Raw genomic sequence first — 18,676 nt, forward strand, 5'->3', positions numbered from 1 at the left:
CGATGCGCATCCATGAGCAACCCGATGAGGTGTTGCTCGGCACACACGCCAAGGTCATCAATCGTCCCTTTTCAACGCACCCAGCACCAACCACCCATGCTAGCCGCGCAGCCGGTTAGATGCCTTCTCCTACCCGCGTCTCCCTCGACGCGCCTACCGCCGCGGCCCACGGCGTACCCGTCGCCGCCGCCACGTTTCTTTGGTCCACTTGGAGGTGAGCCCATGAAAAACAGTATTGAAACCCATGAACATTTCACCATTATTAAACTACAGGGCCGCATTGACATCGGAAACGGCGATGTCCAGCTACGCAACATCATCAGCGACGTTGCCCGAAGCGGCACCGAGGCCATCATTCTCGATTTCAAAAAAGTCAGTTACATGGACAGCTCGGGCGTGGGCGAGTTGATTTCCCAGTACACCGAAGTTCAAACCATGGGCAAGTGCATGTTTTTGGCCAACCTCAACGCCAAAATTTACGATTTGATGACCCTGACCCAGTTGATTACCGTTTTGCCAATTTACGATTCCATTGAAGACGCCAAAATGGCGCTTACGGCAGCCGCCTAAGTCAGCAACAACACCCCTTCTTGTTCCACGGCACCCCCGGGCTCCGCCCCGCGGGGTGCTTTTTCATTTTCGGCCGCCCTGGCCGGACGCGTCCTTGGCAGGCGGGGCAAAAAGCAAACTTACCCGGGCCCCTTTTCCATAGCCGTCGCTAAAAACCTTCACCTCGCCACCCAATTCCTTCATAACCCGCGCGCAGTAATGCAACCCGTAACCGTGGCCGTTTTCCTTGGTCGTAAACCCGTGGCGGAATAATTGTTTGAACGCTTCCTCGTCGATGCCGACACCGGTATCGCGAAGCTCCAACACCACCTGCTCCTGCTCGTTCTGGTTGGCGAGCAGCCACATTTTGCGGGTGGATTCGGCATACTCGTTAATTGCCTCAATGCTGTTTTTGAGCAAGTTGATCAGAATGTGGGTCAGTTTGATTTTCGGTGCAAATACCTGCATGCCCTCCGGTATCACCACCTCAAGGTCGATCCCGTTTTTCTGCAGGGCCGCGGCACGCACCCGCAGTGCATCTTCCACAATCTCGGACAGAACCAAGGGCTCCCCGGCCTCGCGCATTTTGCCTTGGGATTGCTGCGTCTCAATAATCTCCCGCACCAGCAGCAACCGCTTGAGAATCCCCTGGGTTTCTTCTTGAATGCTCTGCTGCTCCGAATCGAGTTTCACCTGAAGCCCTTGCAGGTAATCGGGAATTTGTTTGCCCTTGGGATGGTCGGTGAAAAAATCCGTTTCATCCCGGCAGTGTTCGAGTAACTGATTGACCCGCTCCAACTGGCCGACGCGCGAGCGGTTGAGGATGTTCATAATCGACTCACAGGAGGCGTTTACGCTGTTCAACACATTGCCGACATTGTGGATCACCGTATCGGCAAATTCAGCCAACTCCCGGTAACGTTCCTCGGATCGACGCAGCTCAAGCTCGGCCGCTTTGCGCTCACGCACCCCGCGAATCGCCGCCGGTAACAACTGTAGGTAATACCGGTCGGCATCTTTGATCATGTAGTCGGTTGCGCCGCGGCTCAAGGCTTGGATGGCGAACTCTTCACTTCCGCCACCGGTAATAAAAATCACCGGGGTATCGCCCAGATGGGGCAACAAATCCAAGCCGACCCCGTCCCCCAAATGATAATCGAGCACGACCACGTCAAAAGCCCGCTCAGCCAGCAGGGCGATTGCCGCCCGCTTCGAAGCCGCCTCATGGACGACGAACGGATGATTGCCCTTGCGCACGAAACGCGCAAACGCCATGCGGTCGATGTCGTCGTCGTCCACCAATAATACATTCACGGGTCTGATGTCAGCCGTCACGCACGATACTCCCATCTCTTACCAATGACGTAACTTGATCGCGCCGGACGGCGGCCAAGGCGTCCCTTTCCGGCGCGCACGATGATTTCGCAGTTACGAAAAATCCCGCACAAATAAGAACAGATAAGTTGAATTATACGCCCTATCATCGCACAGATGCGCAAATGACACCTAGTACAAAACCTAAGAGGCGCGATAAGCGCGAGGGATTTTGGCTAAGGATCTGGAGCGAAATGGTTTGGGGAAAGCGGAACCGCCCCCCCCGGGTGCGGTGAGCACTTTCACAGGTCGTTGCAGCCCAGAGGTTTAGCTAAAATAACCGCGAGTTATCGCGCTTCTTAGGTTAAGGTGTCTGACCGGCACCACCTCATGGCGTCGTTGGTGGTTTTTGCCCACCAAACCGCCCTCGCGGAGAACCACAAAACAAGCACCGCACCCGACCAAAACAGGCGCCAAAAACCATGGTGGAAAACAAGAGGTCGCAAAAAGGGTCAAAAAAGTTTGAAGTTTTTGGAAACAGCGAAGGATTTGTCCCCGTATAAGCTCAACAGAAAGAAATCGGAGCTAAGAAGTTTTCGTGCGGACCTGGCTACCCATCATCTCATTTCACGAAACGGTACGGCATTCCATCACGCATCGCGTAACCGACGGTCCAGTCCCACACCCCCACGTGTTGTCTTGTAGCAGGCATTTCTTCTTCTATTCATTGCCTGCCGTCTCACACCGGCCATTTCGCCGGTACAACCAAGACTTCAAGATCTTTTCGGAGGATTACCCATATGAAACGTCACATTTCACTCGCTGTTCTGGCCATTGTTTCGCTCGCTTTTTCCGGCACCCTGTTCGCCGGCGAAGGGCACAAATGCAGTGCCGAGTCTCAGACCTGCTTAAACGCCATGGTCGAGAAATTCCAAAACAAAGGCTGGCTGGGTGTTGAACTCGACTGGGTTAAAGACAGCAAAGCCCTAAAAGTTAAGCGGGTTATCGAGGCCAGTCCCGCGGCCGCCGCCGGTTTGAAATCCGGTGATGTTCTGGTTGCCCTGAACGGCGTAAAGTACGGCGACAAAGAAGGCATGAAAAGTGTCTACGCCCAGGTTAAACCCGGCAACACCGTGACCTACACCATCAAACACGGCGCCAAAGAACGCAAAGTTGACGTCAAACTCGGCACCTTCCCCGAGGAACTCGCCGCCAAATACATCGGCATGCACCTGATGGAGCAACACGCGACCGCGGTTGCTGTTAACTAAACCCTGTCCCAAACCCAAGCAATCCGCTTGGGTTTTTCTTTGCCCTCAACCCGCTTCTCAAGGCGCGACCGTTTGCCGCGCCGATCACCCCACTGGTCTAGCCCGCATTTCTCACAAGGATTCGAAGCGAGAAGCTGAAAGCCTTGTGAGTACATGCGGGCAAAAAAGGCTTTTTGGCGACCTTTGGCGTCTTGCACGAGGCAACCGTCTCGTGTGAGGAGGTCGAAAACCCGAACCAGACCACACGAACGCATAGGCTTCACCCTATGCTCATGGAAACGCACTGACTGAAGCCAGTGCTAAAGGAGCACGAGGGCCGGCGGGATCACCACCTGTCACACCCGATTCCACCACAATCCCGTCGGTCCCTCGGCACTTCATCAGGTGTCGAGGGATTTCGTCGTTTTGGGAACAAGGCGGCAAATCAAGGCCCCCGCGGGTTATCCGTTCGTTCCCTGCTCCCCATACAGATTCGGCGAAGAAAAGCGGGGATCTTTTCTTCGCCCGCCGATTGTTCCCGGTAAGAACCGCCGGCGCGCCAACTTCCAACATAGGGAAATTTCGGGACTTTTTTCGGAAGTCCTTCAAACAAAAGGACTCTGGCTTCAACGGCGTTTTTTGTTAGAATACGGCTGTCGCCGCCATTGATTCGCCCGCATTTCTCAGGGGCCAATCTGCAGCGTGACCGAACCCGGTGTTGAACGTGTGCATGCCGTGTTTCGCTTTTCTTTTCATTCATTTCGTTTCCATTCCTTTTTCCTACCGTTTCCATCATCGCGCATACCGTGTTGCTTCCCCAGACGGTGCCGCGACCCGTCGTGTCGGTCCTTCAACCGCCCTCTCACAATCCCTTCGTCTTGTCGTGCTAAAACCTTCTTAGTCGCGATAGGTGCGTGGCGTGCCTGGGTCGTTCCTTCATTCGCTTTCCACCAACTCGTCCTGCGACGGTGTTTCGACACCGTTCTGGTAGTAAAGGTCTGTCATGCCGTCCAAAATCCTGTTTGTCGATGACGAAGTCAATACCGAAGAACTCATTCGTCAAGCATTTCGCCATCCCGTCCGCAATGGCGAATACCTGCTTTTCTTCGCGCTTAATGGTTTAGAAGCACTCGAGGTGATCGAACGCGAGCCGGACCTCGACCTCATGATCACCGATATCAACATGCCGAAGATGGACGGGCTCACCTTGATCCAAAAGGCCCGTGAAATCCGACCTTGGATGAAAAGCATCATCACCTCGGCCTACGGCGACATGCGCAACATCCGCACCGCAATGAACATCGGTGCCTTCGATTTCCTCACCAAACCCTTGCAGATTAAAGATCTCCAGATCACGATCCAAAAAACCTTGGACCATGTCAACCAACTCAAAAAAACGGCCAAGGCGATTCGTGAGAACAACATCCTTAAGATGTACGTCAACGAAAACGTGCTTCACATGATGACCAAACCCCATTTTCAGAACCAGTTAATGGTCAATGAATCGATCCAGGGCACGGTTATTTTCATCGATATCTGCGGCTTCACCGCCATGAGTGAAAAGCAGCCGCCGGACGAGGTCGTCCAACTGCTAAACCGTTATTTCGACACCATCGTCAACGAAATCATTCGCCACGATGGTTACGTCGACAAATTTATTGGGGACGCGGTGATGGCGGTTTTCCGCGGCGGGGCCCACCTCACCCGCGCCATCCAAACAGGCCTGGCCGTCAAGGATCGGCTCGGGAACGAGAACCCCCTCCTCGGCAACCGGACCCCGGCCCAAGTTTCGATTGGGATCAACTCGGGCAACATGATTTCCGGTAACATCGGCTCGGAATCACTTCAGCGCCTGGATTTCACCGTCATCGGCGACGTCGTCAACACCGCTTCACGATACGAAGCCGAGGCCCAACCGGACCAAATCATTGTCGGCCATGACATCATGGAACAAATCAAGGACCAGTTCGCGTGTGAGCGCATTGGCGAGGTAACCCTCAAAAACAAAGAGAAACGCCGCATTTTGTACAATGTGCTGGGCGAGCACACAAGCCCGTCGGAAACACCGACACAGAGGGTGGCGGAGCCGCACGAATAAGCACACGCCCGAAAAAAACACACAACCGCCTCAAATTAATAAAGTTACCATCAATCCTCAGCGAAGGATTTTATACCAAGACCATTCCTGGTACCCGCGCGGCATCATCCGACAAGGCAAACCAAGCCCCTTGGCGCGTTCTTCAAAGGAACCTGGGGGTTAGCGAATAACCGCTAGGAGCGAACAGCCACGACGCCATTTCCCGCGCTCAGCGCAATCCCTGCTTGGTTTCAGGGCTAAACTGCGTTATCTTAGGCCGTACTTCAAGCTTGCCTGAAAAGGTTTCCCACCATGATCAACGCGTGAACACGCCGGATCCGAAACCATGGTTCCCTCGCGCCACACGGGCGCCCGCGGAGATCGCGATCATTGGTCGCACCGCCGCCGCGGCCCCTCGTCGCAAACCCGCGTGAACCTTATGGTTGCCAACAGCACATCGACTGGGTCGGCAATCCATCGGGCACCGTTGTTCTCGGCTTCCTGTTCTTAGGGAAACCCCAGTCAGGCAATCTGGATCAAACCCGTTTCACAGTTTCGCCACCGCATCATGCGGTGTGACGGGTGGTCATCGCAAGAGCATCTCTTTCGATTTACGACCCTTCCCGACGCGGCACGCGTCCCTTCAGCCCAACATCTACCCCCGGCATTGGCTTCCATTGCTCCCCGCAACCGATGCTCGGGTCCGTTCCCATTTTGCGCTCGGCAGCGAAGAAAGAGAGGAGACAATGGAAAGAATATGGTTAAAAAGCTACAACGACGGTGTACCGCACGACATTGACGTAGCTTCGTGTAATTCGGTGGTTGATATATTTGAAGAGAGTTTCCGTAAATACCCCGAACACAATGCCTTTTCCTGCATGGGCAAGACCATAAAATACGCGGAACTGGATCTGCTCAGCGCCCAGTTTGCCGCTTACTTGCAAAACACACTCAAATTAAAGAAAGGGGACCGTTTTGCGCTCATGATGCCCAACATCTTGCAATATCCTGTTGCATTATTCGGCATCCTGCGCGCGGGCCTGATCGTGGTCAACGTCAACCCCCTCTACACCCCGCGCGAGCTGGAGCACCAACTCAAGGACTCCGGCGCCAAAGGCATCGTCATCCTTGCCAACTTCGCCAACACACTGGAGAAGGTGCTGGATAAAACGCCGGTTGAGCACGTGGTTCTCACCGAACTAGGCGACATGCTTGGTTTCCCCAAGGGCATGATCGTGAACTTCATGGTCAAGTTCGTCAAAAAAATGGTGCCTGCTTTTAACCTTCCCGCGACAACGTCTTTTAAATCCGCCCTTTCCCAAGGCGGCAGCGGCAATTTCCAAAAAGCGGAAATCGTCCCGGAAGACTTGGCCTTCCTGCAATATACGGGCGGCACCACCGGCGTTTCCAAGGGCGCCATGCTGACCCACCGCAACGTTTCCGCCAACGTCCGTCAGGCTCAGGCCTGGATCGGCAAGGATTTGGAAGAAGGCAAAGAAATCATCATCACACCGCTCCCGCTCTACCACATTTTCTCGTTAACGGCCAACTGCTTGACCTTCTCGTCCATCGGCGCCCTCAACGTGTTGATCCCAAACCCGCGCGACATACCCGGTTTCGCGAAAGAACTGGCAAAATGGCGGTTCACGGCACTCACCGGTGTGAACACCCTGTTTAACGGCCTACTCAACAACCAAGAGTTCTGCAACCTGGACTTTTCCTCGTTGAAAATGACACTGGGCGGCGGCATGGCGGTCCAACGCCCGGTCGCTGAAAAGTGGCAGCAAGTCACCAAAACACCGTTGGTCGAAGCCTACGGCCTCACCGAAACCAGCCCCGCGGCCTGCATTAACCCACTTTCTTCTACATCTGAATTTAACGGCTTCATCGGGGTTCCCATTTCCTCGACGGTCGTTCAAATCCGCAATGACGACGGCGCGCTCATGCCTTTGGGCGAATCGGGCGAACTCTGCATCAGCGGCCCCCAGGTGATGAAGGGCTACTGGCAACGCGAGGAAGCAACCCGTGATGTGTTCCACGAGGACGGGTTTCTGCGCACCGGTGACATCGCGGTCATGAACGAAGACGGTTACTTGAAAATTGTCGACCGTAAGAAAGACATGATCCTGGTTTCCGGCTTTAACGTGTACCCCAACGAAATCGAGGACGTGGTTGCTTCCAACCCGAAAGTTTTGGAAGTCGCGGCGGTTGGTGTTCCCGACCCCAAGTCCACCGAAGCGGTCAAAATCTTCGTTGTCAAAAAAGACGACAGCCTGACCAAAGAGGAGCTGCTGGCGTTCTGCAAAACCGAACTCACCGGCTACAAGCGCCCCAAACACGTCGAATTCCGCGACGAGCTCCCCAAAACCAACGTCGGCAAAATCTTGCGCCGCGCCTTACGGGACGAAGCCAACAAATAACGCTCGGTTCACGCACCAACAACAAAAAGGCCGTCACCTGCAAGGGTAGCGGCCTTTTTTCGTGGCTCATCAAGAACCAGGCGGGCTAAGCCGCCGGCCCATTTGGTTGACGCGCCCGATTGCGGCCATGAACCCTAACGCCCGTTGCCGCCGGCTAATGCCGGCCTGGGTGTCGAAGGTGTAGATTCAAAGCCCGATCCCCGGCGGCCCCGATTGGGGCGCGCCAGGTCGTTTTCCCGTTCCATCAGGCACGCAGGTCGGCACCACCCATGCTGCTCACCAGCAAGGTGGTTGGCATGCCGTCGAGTAAATGAACATAAAGCTCGTGCCAAGCCGACTCGTTTTCCGATTCAGGGGGTTCAAATCCGAGGAACACAACGTCGGAGCCACCGGACTGCTCGTGGAGCACGTCACGGAAGGGTTTGTCGGCGGTGAAAATGACCACCTCGGCTTCCACGCGAGAAGCATCGATCAGTTCTTCCAGCTCGGCATTGGATTGTTTGAATTCACTTTGATCATTGATCAGGCGCAGGACGCGAATTTTGGAGCGACCCCATTCCCAGTTGCGCGTGAGCAAGTGGGCGAGGATCATCATGAGTTCCCCGTTCTTATGGCCGCGCCACCAGACATCGATGGTTTTGGCGCCGCCGGGTTCGGGTAGTTTATCGGCAAACATGAAAATCAAGCTTTTGCCCATGCGTTGGGCGGCCCGCATCGGATTGTTTAGCTTTTGGAACCCTTCCAGCGAGGAGGCCCAACCAAACATAATGAGGTTGGGGCGGATCGGTCCAATCGAAACCGCTTGAATGGTGGTGAGAATGCCGTTGTAAAGGTCGGGCGTAACCACGACGGACGGGAACGCCAAGACGTTTTTCTCGCGACAGAATTTCTCGAGCCGCTCAAGCGCAACCGGTCTTCGATGACCGAGTTCGTCAAAGCTGTTGATTAACACGTTACACATGACGACGATGCCGCGACCGGCCTCCAACCAAACCGCGAAGGAAACCAAGGATTCACGTACGGCGGGGTTGCCGGAAAACACCAAAATCGAAGGTCGCCAGTTCTTGGGATCTTCTTCCATGTTGCGCAGGCGCAGCAGATTCTTACGGGCACCGGCGTAAATAAAGCCGCGGCGGGCGTCACCGAAGGTGGCTTTTAAATCGCGACGTTTGATGTACCACAGGAGCAAACCCAAAACGACCACGGCACCCAAGGCCGCCGCCGAATCGATGAGGAAGGCGACACCGACACAACCCAAGGCGCCCAGGAGCGCGGTGGTCCAGTGGAACACGCGAAAACGGGGCCGGAAACTGGGGTTTTCACTGACCGCTTCAATGAAGGCGGCCAGGTTGACCATGCCGTAGGTGTAAAGGAAAAACATGGTGATCAGCGCGGCTACCGCGTTGAGGGCGCCGCCGCCGGAATCGTTGCCGACCCCAATCAATACAATCGCGGTGATGATACCGGTAAACACCAAACCGCGTTGGGGCTCATCGCCCTGGGCGCTGCCCTTGGCGAAGGGACGAATCACGGTCAAGATATTGTCGCGAGCGACGGCCTGCAAAATACGCGGCGCGCCGAGGTAACTGCCGAGCGCACTGGACAAGGCGGCGGCAAACATACCGGCCACCACCACGGCACCCATCCCAAACAGCGCATTGTCTTTCAAGATCTCAAAGGGCTGGTCAATCATGGCTTGACGCTCAAAGGCGCCACCGGAAATGACGATCTGAATGAGATAAATGACAAAACCCACGGCGATGGCCGCGAAGGTCCCGTTGGGAATCGACTGGGTTGGGTTGCGCAAATCACCGGACATGTTGACCCCGGCGAGGATACCGGTCACGGCCGGGAAGTAAATGGCCAAGATGATCCAGAAGTTGTAATCACCGGCTTTACCGGGAATGGCGGTGTAACCGGAAGCGATGTTTTCAGCCAAACGTTCGGTGGAAAACATGGCCAGGCCACCACCGAGGAAGGCGATAATCGACAAGACCAGCAGCGTCATGATGAAGTACTGCGCTTTGATGGCCCACGAGGTGCCTACATAGGAGACCACAAACAAAAGCGCGGCGGTCGTGAGGGTAATGATCATGAAGTAGGGCTGTAAGCCGGGAAAGGTGACCACCACGGCCTCGGCGAAACCGAGGATGTAAAAAGGGACGGACAAGGCCTGGGCGAAATAAAGGGCGATGCCGATGGCGCCGCCAAACTCGGGGCCCAGCACGCGGGAAATCATAAAGTAGGCGCCGCCACCGCGAACCTGCATGTTGGTACACACCGCGGCAATCGAAAGCGAGGTAAAAAAGGTGATCAATTTACAGACGATCAAAACGAAGATCGCCCCAAGTACACCCGCCTGCCCCACCACGAAGCCGGCACGCAGGAACATTATGACACCAAGAATGGTGAGAATGCTTGGTGTAAATACCCCGCCGAAGGTCCCAAATTGGTTGCGCGAGGCCGTCGCCTCCGCGTTTTGTGTCGTCACAGTCACTTCCTTGCCAATGGCAATTTGACGGCGCAAACGACCGACGCGGGCCGTCGCATGGGTTGGCTCATCAACCATAGTTTCGTTTCGCTCAGACGGGCAACCTGGTCGACCACGCGGCCACAACCGGCACCTTGACGAAACCATGATCACAAGCGGTTCGTTTTACCCTGGAAAAAGCCGATTCAAGAGGTCTGGAGCTACCGGCTTAAATTACCACAGTCCCGCCATGTGAGGGGACAATAGCCACACTTTCGAATTCAGCACCACGAAACGCGAATCCGCTTTTCGAATTTCGGCGGCATTCTCTATAATGGAGCTCCACCTTCCTGCTACCGATGCGCCCTTCCCTTAACTTAAGCGCTTCAGGTGTTCCTATCGTTTGACGCCACACCTGATGGATCTTATTTGCAGGATTCGCCCTTGTCGGAGACCGGCCACAGATGATCGACAACGAAAACCCACCCAATCGCCGTTTAACGGAACGTATTGTCCTGAAAATGGACATTCAGTGCCATATTAACGGACGTCCCTATCGCGCGCAGACGATTGACTTCGGGCCCAAGGGCCTGAGCATCCTTTCCACCTCGGAAATGCCGCTTGCCAATCAGTTTCGCATAACGATGATGCCCCGAGCCGATTTGGAAATCGTCATCCATGTCGAAGCCCGTAACCGCAAACCAGTCGCCCTGAAAAACAAACGTTTTACCAAACACGGGTTACGTATTTTATCCCTGGCGCCCAGCGACATCGACTTGGAAAAAGAGCTGCGCGACGCCCTGGACCGAGCCCACACGGACAACATCAAAAGCTTGGAAGATCTCGAAGACGTCTCGGTCACCCAAACCCTTCCCCCTTGGCTTTCCCTGGACGAAACCCTCAACCAAGTTTTGGTGCCCAGCCGCTCGCTTGACGAAACGGTCATCCAGGAAAACGGCCCGCCGCCGACCTACATCCTCGACGATTCGGCCGACAGCATCGAAGAACTGGAAGGCACCCTCAACATCTCCGGCAACTTCAACGCCTTCCCCATTCCCATGCCCGGCGTGGAAAGCAACCGCGACACGCCACGGCCCGGCGACCCCGAATCGCCGCCACTCGACCACAGCATGGACATGACCTACGCCGACGGACTCGACTCCTTGGCCGAAACCACGGCTGTTCAGGAAGCAACCCCCGTGGACGAAGAAATCGAAACCCGCTCGGACAAACGTTTGACCAAGCGGGTGCAGCTCCAACTGGACTGTCACGCCATGATCGGGCAATTGATGTTCCAAGGCGCTACCGTCGATTTCAGCGCCAAAGGGCTCAGCGCGGTATTTACCAGCGACATCCCGATCATTGATCAATTCCGCCTAAAATGCCGCGAAAACCAATTGATGGAATTCGACCTCAAGGTCCAGGAAAAACACCGCGAGCAAGTGTGGACGGAATCGGGTTACCAAACCCGAATCGGCCTAAAAATCCTCAAATACAGTCCTAACTTCGAAACCTTTCTGTCGCGGCACCGCATCTTCAAACCGCGCTCCGAGCTGAGTGATGTGGATCGCGCCCTCGCCGCCGGTCTCAAGCTGGAACTCGGCAACGACAACCGACGCAGCCAGCGACGCGCCTATGTGCAAATCCCGGTGCTGGCCAAGGCGGGCGAAAAAACCCACCGCTGCCGTTCCATCGAGTTCGGCGCCAAAGGCCTCAGCATTCTGGCCCCCATGGAATTCCCCAAACTGGAACGGTTCCCGATCAAATGCTTCGGCCAGCAGAAGCTGACCTTTGACCTGCGTGTTGAGGAAAAAAGCCGCGCCGAGGTACACACTCCCTTCGGCAAGCTGTGGCGCATCGGCCTCGGCATCATCTCGGCCAACGAAGGTTTCGACCAGTTCCTGGTCAAAATCGATATGTTCAACCGCGGCGACCTCCCCAACCACAACGAGGTCATCGACCAAGCATTGGCCGCCGGTTACGACGGCGAGGATCCCCTCAACGACCGCCGCTCACAAAATCGCCTGCGTGTTAAATTACCCATTCTGGTCAAGGTCGCCGAAACCGTGTTCCGGGGACGCAGCCAAGATTTCGGCCCCAAGGGCCTGTGCTTCTACGCCCCGATCAATTTCCCGGCCAACCGCTACTACCTCATTAAATGTCAGCTACCGGATCGTTCCGTGTTCTCGCTTAAGGTCACCGAAAAAAACCGGCGAACGATTTCCCGCGAGGAAGGCGATTTCTACCGCATCGGCGTGCGCATCTTGGGCGCCTCCAAGGAATTTAAACAATTCCTGCAGGATCGCGGCCTCGCCGTCGCGCCCATCGCCCCGGAATCCCTCGACTACGACCTCGAGGAAATCGAAACCAGCGCCCCGCCGACCATCGGCAAAAAAGGCCGTTACCATTTCATTCGCAAGGTGGGTGAGGGTAGCTTTGCCGAAATTTATTTGGTTCAAGATCGCAAAAAGAACATCGAAGCGGCGATGAAGGTACTGAAACCCAAGTACGCACGCAAGCAACGGGTCCGCGACCAGTTCATCCACGAGGCACAGATTGTCTCAAAGTTCCGTCATCCCAACATCGCCCAGGAATTTGATACCGGCGAAATTGAGGAAGAGGAATACAGCGCCTACTTGGATTTTCCACCCGCTGTGCTCAAGGACCACCCGCAGCGCATGGTTTACTACACCATGCAGTTCATTAAAGGTTGGTCGCTGGATCGGGTCTTAAAAACCAAAGGCCGCTTTGACCAGATCCGCACCCTGGAAATTTTGCGCGATGTGGCCGGCGCCCTAAAATACGCTCACAACCACGACGTGGTCCACCTGGACATCAAACCCAAAAACATCATGTTGCACGAGAACGGCCAGGTCCTCATCACCGATTTCGGCTTGGCCAGAATTCTTGACTACGACAGCCATGGTGAGGATACGCAGCAACCGAGCGTTAAATTGAAAAACCTCACCGGCACCCCTTATTACATGGCACCTGAGCAAGCGGGCGGCGGACGGATCGTGGACTTCCGCGCCGACCTGTACAGCATGGGCGTTACCGCCTTCCAGATGGTGACCGGGAAACGCCCTTTCACCGGCAATAATTGGTACGACGTGGTCACCAAACACTTGAAGGAACCCCCGCCGACCTTGCGTGAGTTGGAGGCCTCGGTCAACCCCAACTTCGAATACTTCGTGCTTAAATGCCTGAAAAAGAATCCCGATAACCGTTTTGAATCGGCCTCCGAGGTGCTGCACAGCATCGAAGATTTGATGCGCTACCTCCAAGCCGATATGGCCCCCAACTCGGGCGATACCAAAGCAGGGTTGGTGCAGAAACTGATGGATCAATTCGGCCGCGCCTTCATGGCCGTCAAATTGGATCAAACCCCGATTTTGGAATTGCGCGGTCTCCATCTCTATTTTATGCGTTACTTTGAAACCTGGGACCGACTCGACCTGACCGTCACCGCCATCGGTCTGATGCACGACGGCACCCTGGTTTACCAAGAAGATCAAGGCCCCAAAAGCTTCAGCTTCCATTTCTACGAGGACGGCATTCGCAACATCACCTTTTACCGAGGCCTGTTGCTCAACGATCTGAAAGCCTTCATGGAGGGTATCGTCGCATTCCTCAACGGCAGCAAGGTCAACGGCATTGATGCGGTCACGCTGATGTTCCAACTGGACCTGGGCCGCATCCGCGCCGATTACGTGGACACCGTTTATGAGGACGACTTCTCGCGGGATCGTCTGCGTGAGCTGGAAGAGCAACTGCGTTACACCGATACCTGGGACGAAAACCGCTTCATCGAGGGCGATGCGATCCCCTTCACCGAGTTGGAATCGCTGTACCTGGACATCGAGGAAAAGTTCAGCCAAATCAAACCCCGCAAGATTCGCGAGCAGCTCGGCCGCGACGCCGACCCCATCATGCGCCGCGAGGCAATCGACATCTGCTTGCGTCACATTCAAGACGGACCTGCCGGCCCACTCGGCCATACCCAAGCTCGCTTGGTCGACGCACTGATCCGTAACTGCGTGTCGGACAACGATTTCGACATGGCCGTCAGCATCCTCCACCACCTTGATAAGTGGCGCAGCGAGGGCGAACTGGTTCGCTCCGGGGTAACCGACCCACGCATCCAACTGGCGAGCCCGGAATTTTTCCGCATGATCAACCACAAGCAGGAGCGCGAGCTCAATCAATTTGAAAGTGAACTCAAACAGATCTGCCGATGGTGTAACGCCGAGCAAACCGTCACCGAACTCTTCCACCTCTTCGTCGAAGAGGAGGAGCCGTTTCACAAAAAATTCCTCGCCAAGTTATGCCTGCACGCCGCCCGCGAGGACGAGGCGCTCAAATTGGTCGATTGGGCCGTGAACCTCAGCGACGCCGCCGCCGCGATGTTCCTCCCTTGCTTCAGCGAGTTACCCGAGGATGTGGACAGCAAAATTTTCCTGCGTTGGCTCAATCATCCCGGCACCAAAACCCGACTCGCCTTGATCGACCTGATCAGCCAACGGGATTTCCCCGAACGCCGCTCGATCCTCCAGAACTGCGCACAGGAAGAGGACGACGCTTACCATGCATCGCGAAAAGCCGCGTGGCATGCGCTCGAAATCATTGCCCCGCAAGCCCAAGAAGAAACCCTAAAAGTGTTTTACGAGGTGCGCAAATTCGCGCGTTTGACCGAACCCGAAAAAGAAAAAGTCTTTGAGTTGGCCGAACGCACCAAGTCTTGGGACGGCCAGGAGTTTTTGATTCAGGTGCTTACCGCCAAAGGCGCGGAGGCCGAAGGCATTACCCTGGTTCACCAAAAACACGCCGCCTACCTCCTCAAACAAGAAGGGTCGCCCGCCGGCATGAACGCCCTCAAAAAAGCGGCCGGCAAGTTTCAGATTGGCGGCAACAAAGAATTGATCCGCTATTGCAAGCTTTTGCTGGAGAAGTAACTTATGGAAACCACCTCACGCAAGGACTTCAAACGCATTCAAGCGCTCGGCCAACGGCTCACCTTCCAGCTCAGCAAGCTGTTTCGCAACCTCACCGGCGGAAGCAAAAACATGGTCGGCTCTTACGACGACCTGACCCGCGAATTACGCGAGGTCATTGAAACCTCGTTTAAGGAACTCAAGGGTTGTTCGCTGCGGGTCACCCGTCAAAGCGTCCACATCGTCGAGCGGCGAATTTTTATCGAGAAAAGCATGTTGGAACCGGTTCAGCACCTCGCCGGCCTGTTCGAACGCATCGATATCGGCGGCATTTCCTTCAGCGCCAACTTCGTGGAAGAAACCGACTTACCCAAAAACCTGATCGCCCTGGCCAATGTCATGGTTCGCGAACCGGTCAGCGGCGTCATCGAGGTTCAAGAAGCCTTAAGCGGGTACGACTGCTACAAAATCACCGCCCTCGACAACCTCGAGGAAGAAACCTTTCCATCGACCATGATCGACGAACGCCATGCCGCCCAATACGCCATGCGCAACGCCCTAAAACTCCTCTACTTCCTCGAGCAAATGAACGAGGCCGTCATTCAAGACGTCAACCACCCGATGGACGCCGCCTACCGGGTGATTCTCAACCTGATTCGCGTCAACGAACGCTATCCCCGTTACATCCGCGGCCTGCTTAACATTGATCTGCCCCTGAAGGATTTGCGGATCCAGTTCTACACCGCGATTCTGCTCTTAACCGTGTTCCGCCAACTCCGCCTCAGCCGTCAAATTCAGTTGGACCTGGTGGTGAATTCGCTCTACCACTTTATCGGCACCGAAAAAGCGCAACCACTGCGCACCTCCGGCGACACCAACCTGGCCCTGCGCCAGCTTTTTCACACCACCAACATCACCCGCGGTTTCTACTACCGTGTCAATTTCGCTTACTACGTGCCGCGCAACGACAACCCCGTCATGTTACTACCCATCACCCGCTTCTTGAAAACCGTCGCCGCCTTTGCCAAAAACCTGCGCGGCGAAACCGGCATTGGCCGCACCGCCCAAGAAACCGTCGCCGACATGTTCAAAGCCGCCGACCAGGATCCCGACATGCACGACACCGAACGTACCTGTTTGATCCTCATCGCCAAATCCCTGGGTTTGGCACCGGAAGGTTCGCTCACCATCTACGAAAAAGAAAAAGCGCTTTTCGTGACGCGTTTCGATGATCGCCCGACCTGGTCCCTGCAATTGGAACCCGTCGTGGCCGAGGACCAAAAACGCGGTGAACGGACCTTTCTTGAGATGGGTTCGGAAACCGACCGAAAGGCGGCGCTCCGCAAAATGGATTTGGTCACCAACCAAGACGGCGGTTCCGCCTTCACCAAACTCCTTTTTCCCGAGGCCGTTTTCCTGGATCCCACCATCGAGCTATAACCCGCCGAATTAATTCCGACGTGACTAACCCGCCGAGTCCTCGCCCCAAAAAGAAAAAGGCCCCACTCAAACGAGCGGGGCCCTTTCTTTTTGGCGAATCGTCCTCGTTAGCCGAGGGCTTTTTTCATTTCCGCGCTGAACGCGGGGATCACGTTCTCCCACTTGTCAACCACGCTCAGATCCGCGTGCTTGTGGATCGGCGCGTCGCCGTCGGGGTTCACCGCCACGATGTACTTAGAACCGAGCATGCCGGTCAAGTGCTGGATCGCACCGGAGATACCAACCGCGAAATAAACATCAGGGGCAACCGTGGTGCCGGTCTGGCCGATTTGCAGATTGTGGGGGACCCAGTCCAGATCGGTCACCGCGCGGGAAGCCCCCATGGCGCCACCGAACATGCCGGCCAGCTCTTGCAGTTGACCGAAATTGGCCGCGTCTTTCATACCGCGACCACCGGAAACGATGATTTTCGCTTCGTTGAGGGGCACGCCCGTGGACGCTTCACCTTTGGTCACGCCGGAAACCTTGGCGTTCACCTCGATGCCGGAAACGGCAACCGTGTGGAAGCTGGGTTGGATGTCGCCGGCAATGGGGTCAAACGCGGTCGCGCGAACGCTGACGATTTGTGGGCCGTCGGCGGTGATTTTCTCGGAGGTGATGAAACGCGCGTTGGAAACGATACGCGTGCCGGCCAATTTGCCGCCGTCAACTTCCAGAGAAACCACGTCTTGTAACAGGCCGCCGTCAAATCGGGTCGCCAGAGAAGCCGCCAAATCACGACCCAGGTCGTTGGCGATGGTGACCAGGAAGCTCGGCGCGCCACCCAAGAGTTGGGCGATGGCTTTGCCGGCGGAGTTCACGTGGGTGTGTTCGAAGAGATCGGAGGTAGCCGCAACCACGCGGTCAACGCCGAAACCAAAGCAAGAATCACCAATAGTGCCCGCTTCTTTGGCCAGAACCAACAGGGTAACTTTTTTACCGGTCGCGTCGGCGACCTTGCGTGCTTGGCTAACCGCTTGTTTGGTGGAGAGGCGCAACGCCTTGTGGTCGTGGTCGGCGATGACCACCACGTCGTCGGCAAGGTTGAGACTTGCCGCGTCGGCCGCCGCCCAATTTGCGGTACCACCGGCGCCGGCATCGCTGTCACCGGTACCACCGGCGGCGAGCGCTTTGTCTTGGTTGACCAACACGTCGATCATTTCTTTGGCGATGGCGCCGGATTCGTCGGCGGCCACTTTGCGGTTCTTGCGCTCGGACTTCACCACTTCAATGTTGGTGATCGTGGTTTTGGAAGCGGCGCTAATGCCCAGATCTTCCACCGTCATTTGGTTGCGCTTGAACTTTTTGGCACCCATCACACCTTTCAAAGAGGTGAAACGCGCGCTGTCTTTGCCGTTCAACCAATCGGTCGTGCCGAAGACCGCGGGCAGGGGGATGTCGTAAACGATCTTGTCGTTGCCTTCGATAAAGGTCGCGGTGACCGATTTCATCCCGTCGTTCAACTTCACCTCGTTGACACCGGAATAGTAAGGGTAACCCAACTTGGCCGCGACGGCGGGACCGACCACACCGTGCGCGTAGTCCCATGATTCACGACCGGCAAAAATCATGTCGGGTTTGTTTTCGAGCTTGTTGACCATGGCCACCAACATCTCGGCAACTTCAAAAGCATCGCGCGAATCAATCGCATCGTCATTCACTGCATGCACACCCAAGGTGCCAGGGTGTTTTTTGGGTTGAATCATCGCAATCGCGGTTTGTTGCAGCGAGGTAACTTCTTTGGATTTACCAATGGAAAGAAGGTCGGTGTGGATGCTGTTCGGGTTTTCTTCAGCGAAGGTGATCGTGGCTTCCAAGCCGACTTCACCGTACTTACCCATGATCTTTTTGGAGCCGGTCAGCGTGTTACCGCCGGCGATGTCCATCGGCCCTTCCGTATCCGCCATCGGTGACAGAAGACAAGCGATGTTGAGGTTGCTCATGCAGGAACTCCTTAGAAGATGTTGCCACTTTTCCGAAAATAAAGGTTTCGTCGGGCAGCCGTTTTGCGATGTCGCAGCGCAAATTCGTGTGTGTGAAAAGGTAAAGAAAAGTGAGCGAGGTAACCGGCGTGTTGCCCGAAATTTGAGGCCAAGATAACACGAAAAATAAAATGCCGGAAACCGTTTCCGAATTGGCTGGATTTTAGTAAACCAAAATGAACAAGCGCTGTAAAGAAGAAACTG

General features: G+C 55.5%; 9 protein-coding genes. 6 read left to right on the forward strand and 3 right to left on the reverse strand.

What is annotated here, in order from left to right; genetic code table 11:
- Positions 1–222 precede the first annotated feature (222 nt).
- A complete protein-coding gene (locus J3U88_RS16850) occupies positions 223–570 on the forward strand; it encodes an STAS domain-containing protein (RefSeq protein WP_207860095.1) in 348 nt (115 codons plus the stop codon).
- 63 nt (positions 571–633) lie between these two features.
- Here the strand turns inward: J3U88_RS16850 and J3U88_RS16855 are convergent, their stop codons facing one another.
- A complete protein-coding gene (locus tag J3U88_RS16855; protein WP_207860096.1) occupies positions 634–1,884 on the reverse strand; it encodes an ATP-binding protein in 1,251 nt (416 codons plus the stop codon).
- A 779-nt stretch (positions 1,885–2,663) separates the two neighbouring features.
- On the opposite strand from J3U88_RS16855, the gene J3U88_RS16860 reads away from it, so the two are divergent.
- From J3U88_RS16860 to J3U88_RS16870, 3 genes are all read left to right on the forward strand, one after another.
- Positions 2,664–3,134 (forward strand): PDZ domain-containing protein, encoded by a 471-nt coding sequence (locus J3U88_RS16860; RefSeq protein WP_207860097.1) that lies wholly within the window; start codon positions 2,664–2,666, stop codon positions 3,132–3,134.
- A 982-nt stretch (positions 3,135–4,116) separates the two neighbouring features.
- Entirely contained in the window at positions 4,117–5,211 is a 1,095-nt protein-coding gene (locus tag J3U88_RS16865) for an adenylate/guanylate cyclase domain-containing protein (protein ID WP_207860098.1), read from the forward strand.
- 725 nt (positions 5,212–5,936) lie between these two features.
- A complete protein-coding gene (locus tag J3U88_RS16870) occupies positions 5,937–7,610 on the forward strand; it encodes a long-chain-fatty-acid--CoA ligase (protein WP_207860099.1) in 1,674 nt (557 codons plus the stop codon).
- A 244-nt stretch (positions 7,611–7,854) separates the two neighbouring features.
- Here J3U88_RS16870 and J3U88_RS16875 read toward each other — a convergent pair whose 3' ends face one another.
- On the reverse strand, positions 7,855–10,179 hold the full coding sequence (locus J3U88_RS16875) for an amino acid permease (RefSeq protein ID WP_207860100.1): 2,325 nt from the start codon (positions 10,177–10,179) through the stop codon (positions 7,855–7,857).
- 365 nt (positions 10,180–10,544) lie between these two features.
- Here J3U88_RS16875 and J3U88_RS16880 point away from each other — a divergent pair, with 365 nt between their 5' ends.
- Both J3U88_RS16880 and J3U88_RS16885 read left to right on the forward strand, forming a co-directional pair.
- On the forward strand, positions 10,545–15,032 hold the full coding sequence (locus J3U88_RS16880) for a serine/threonine protein kinase (RefSeq protein WP_207860101.1): 4,488 nt from the start codon (positions 10,545–10,547) through the stop codon (positions 15,030–15,032).
- A 3-nt stretch (positions 15,033–15,035) separates the two neighbouring features.
- Positions 15,036–16,451, forward strand: coding sequence for a hypothetical protein (locus J3U88_RS16885; protein WP_207860102.1), 1,416 nt, complete (start codon positions 15,036–15,038; stop codon positions 16,449–16,451).
- A 107-nt stretch (positions 16,452–16,558) separates the two neighbouring features.
- On the opposite strand, the gene J3U88_RS16890 is transcribed toward J3U88_RS16885, so the two are convergent.
- Positions 16,559–18,433, reverse strand: a complete 1,875-nt coding sequence (locus J3U88_RS16890; protein ID WP_207860103.1) for an FAD-binding protein — start codon at positions 18,431–18,433, stop codon at positions 16,559–16,561.
- Between the last annotated feature and the right edge of the window lie 243 nt (positions 18,434–18,676).

The sequence above is a fragment of the Acanthopleuribacter pedis genome, from assembly GCF_017377855.1.
GTDB classification, from domain to species: domain Bacteria; phylum Acidobacteriota; class Holophagae; order Acanthopleuribacterales; family Acanthopleuribacteraceae; genus Acanthopleuribacter; species Acanthopleuribacter pedis.

Coding starts and splice junctions, on each gene's coding strand:
- J3U88_RS16850 (WP_207860095.1), top strand. CDS start 223: ATGAAAAACAGTATTGAAACCCATGAACATTTCACCATTATTAAACTA.
- J3U88_RS16860 (WP_207860097.1), top strand. CDS start 2,664: ATGAAACGTCACATTTCACTCGCTGTTCTGGCCATTGTTTCGCTCGCT.
- J3U88_RS16865 (WP_207860098.1), top strand. CDS start 4,117: ATGCCGTCCAAAATCCTGTTTGTCGATGACGAAGTCAATACCGAAGAA.
- J3U88_RS16870 (WP_207860099.1), top strand. CDS start 5,937: ATGGAAAGAATATGGTTAAAAAGCTACAACGACGGTGTACCGCACGAC.
- J3U88_RS16875 (WP_207860100.1), bottom strand. CDS start 10,179: ATGGTTGATGAGCCAACCCATGCGACGGCCCGCGTCGGTCGTTTGCGC.
- J3U88_RS16880 (WP_207860101.1), top strand. CDS start 10,545: ATGATCGACAACGAAAACCCACCCAATCGCCGTTTAACGGAACGTATT.
- J3U88_RS16885 (WP_207860102.1), top strand. CDS start 15,036: ATGGAAACCACCTCACGCAAGGACTTCAAACGCATTCAAGCGCTCGGC.
- J3U88_RS16890 (WP_207860103.1), bottom strand. CDS start 18,433: ATGAGCAACCTCAACATCGCTTGTCTTCTGTCACCGATGGCGGATACG.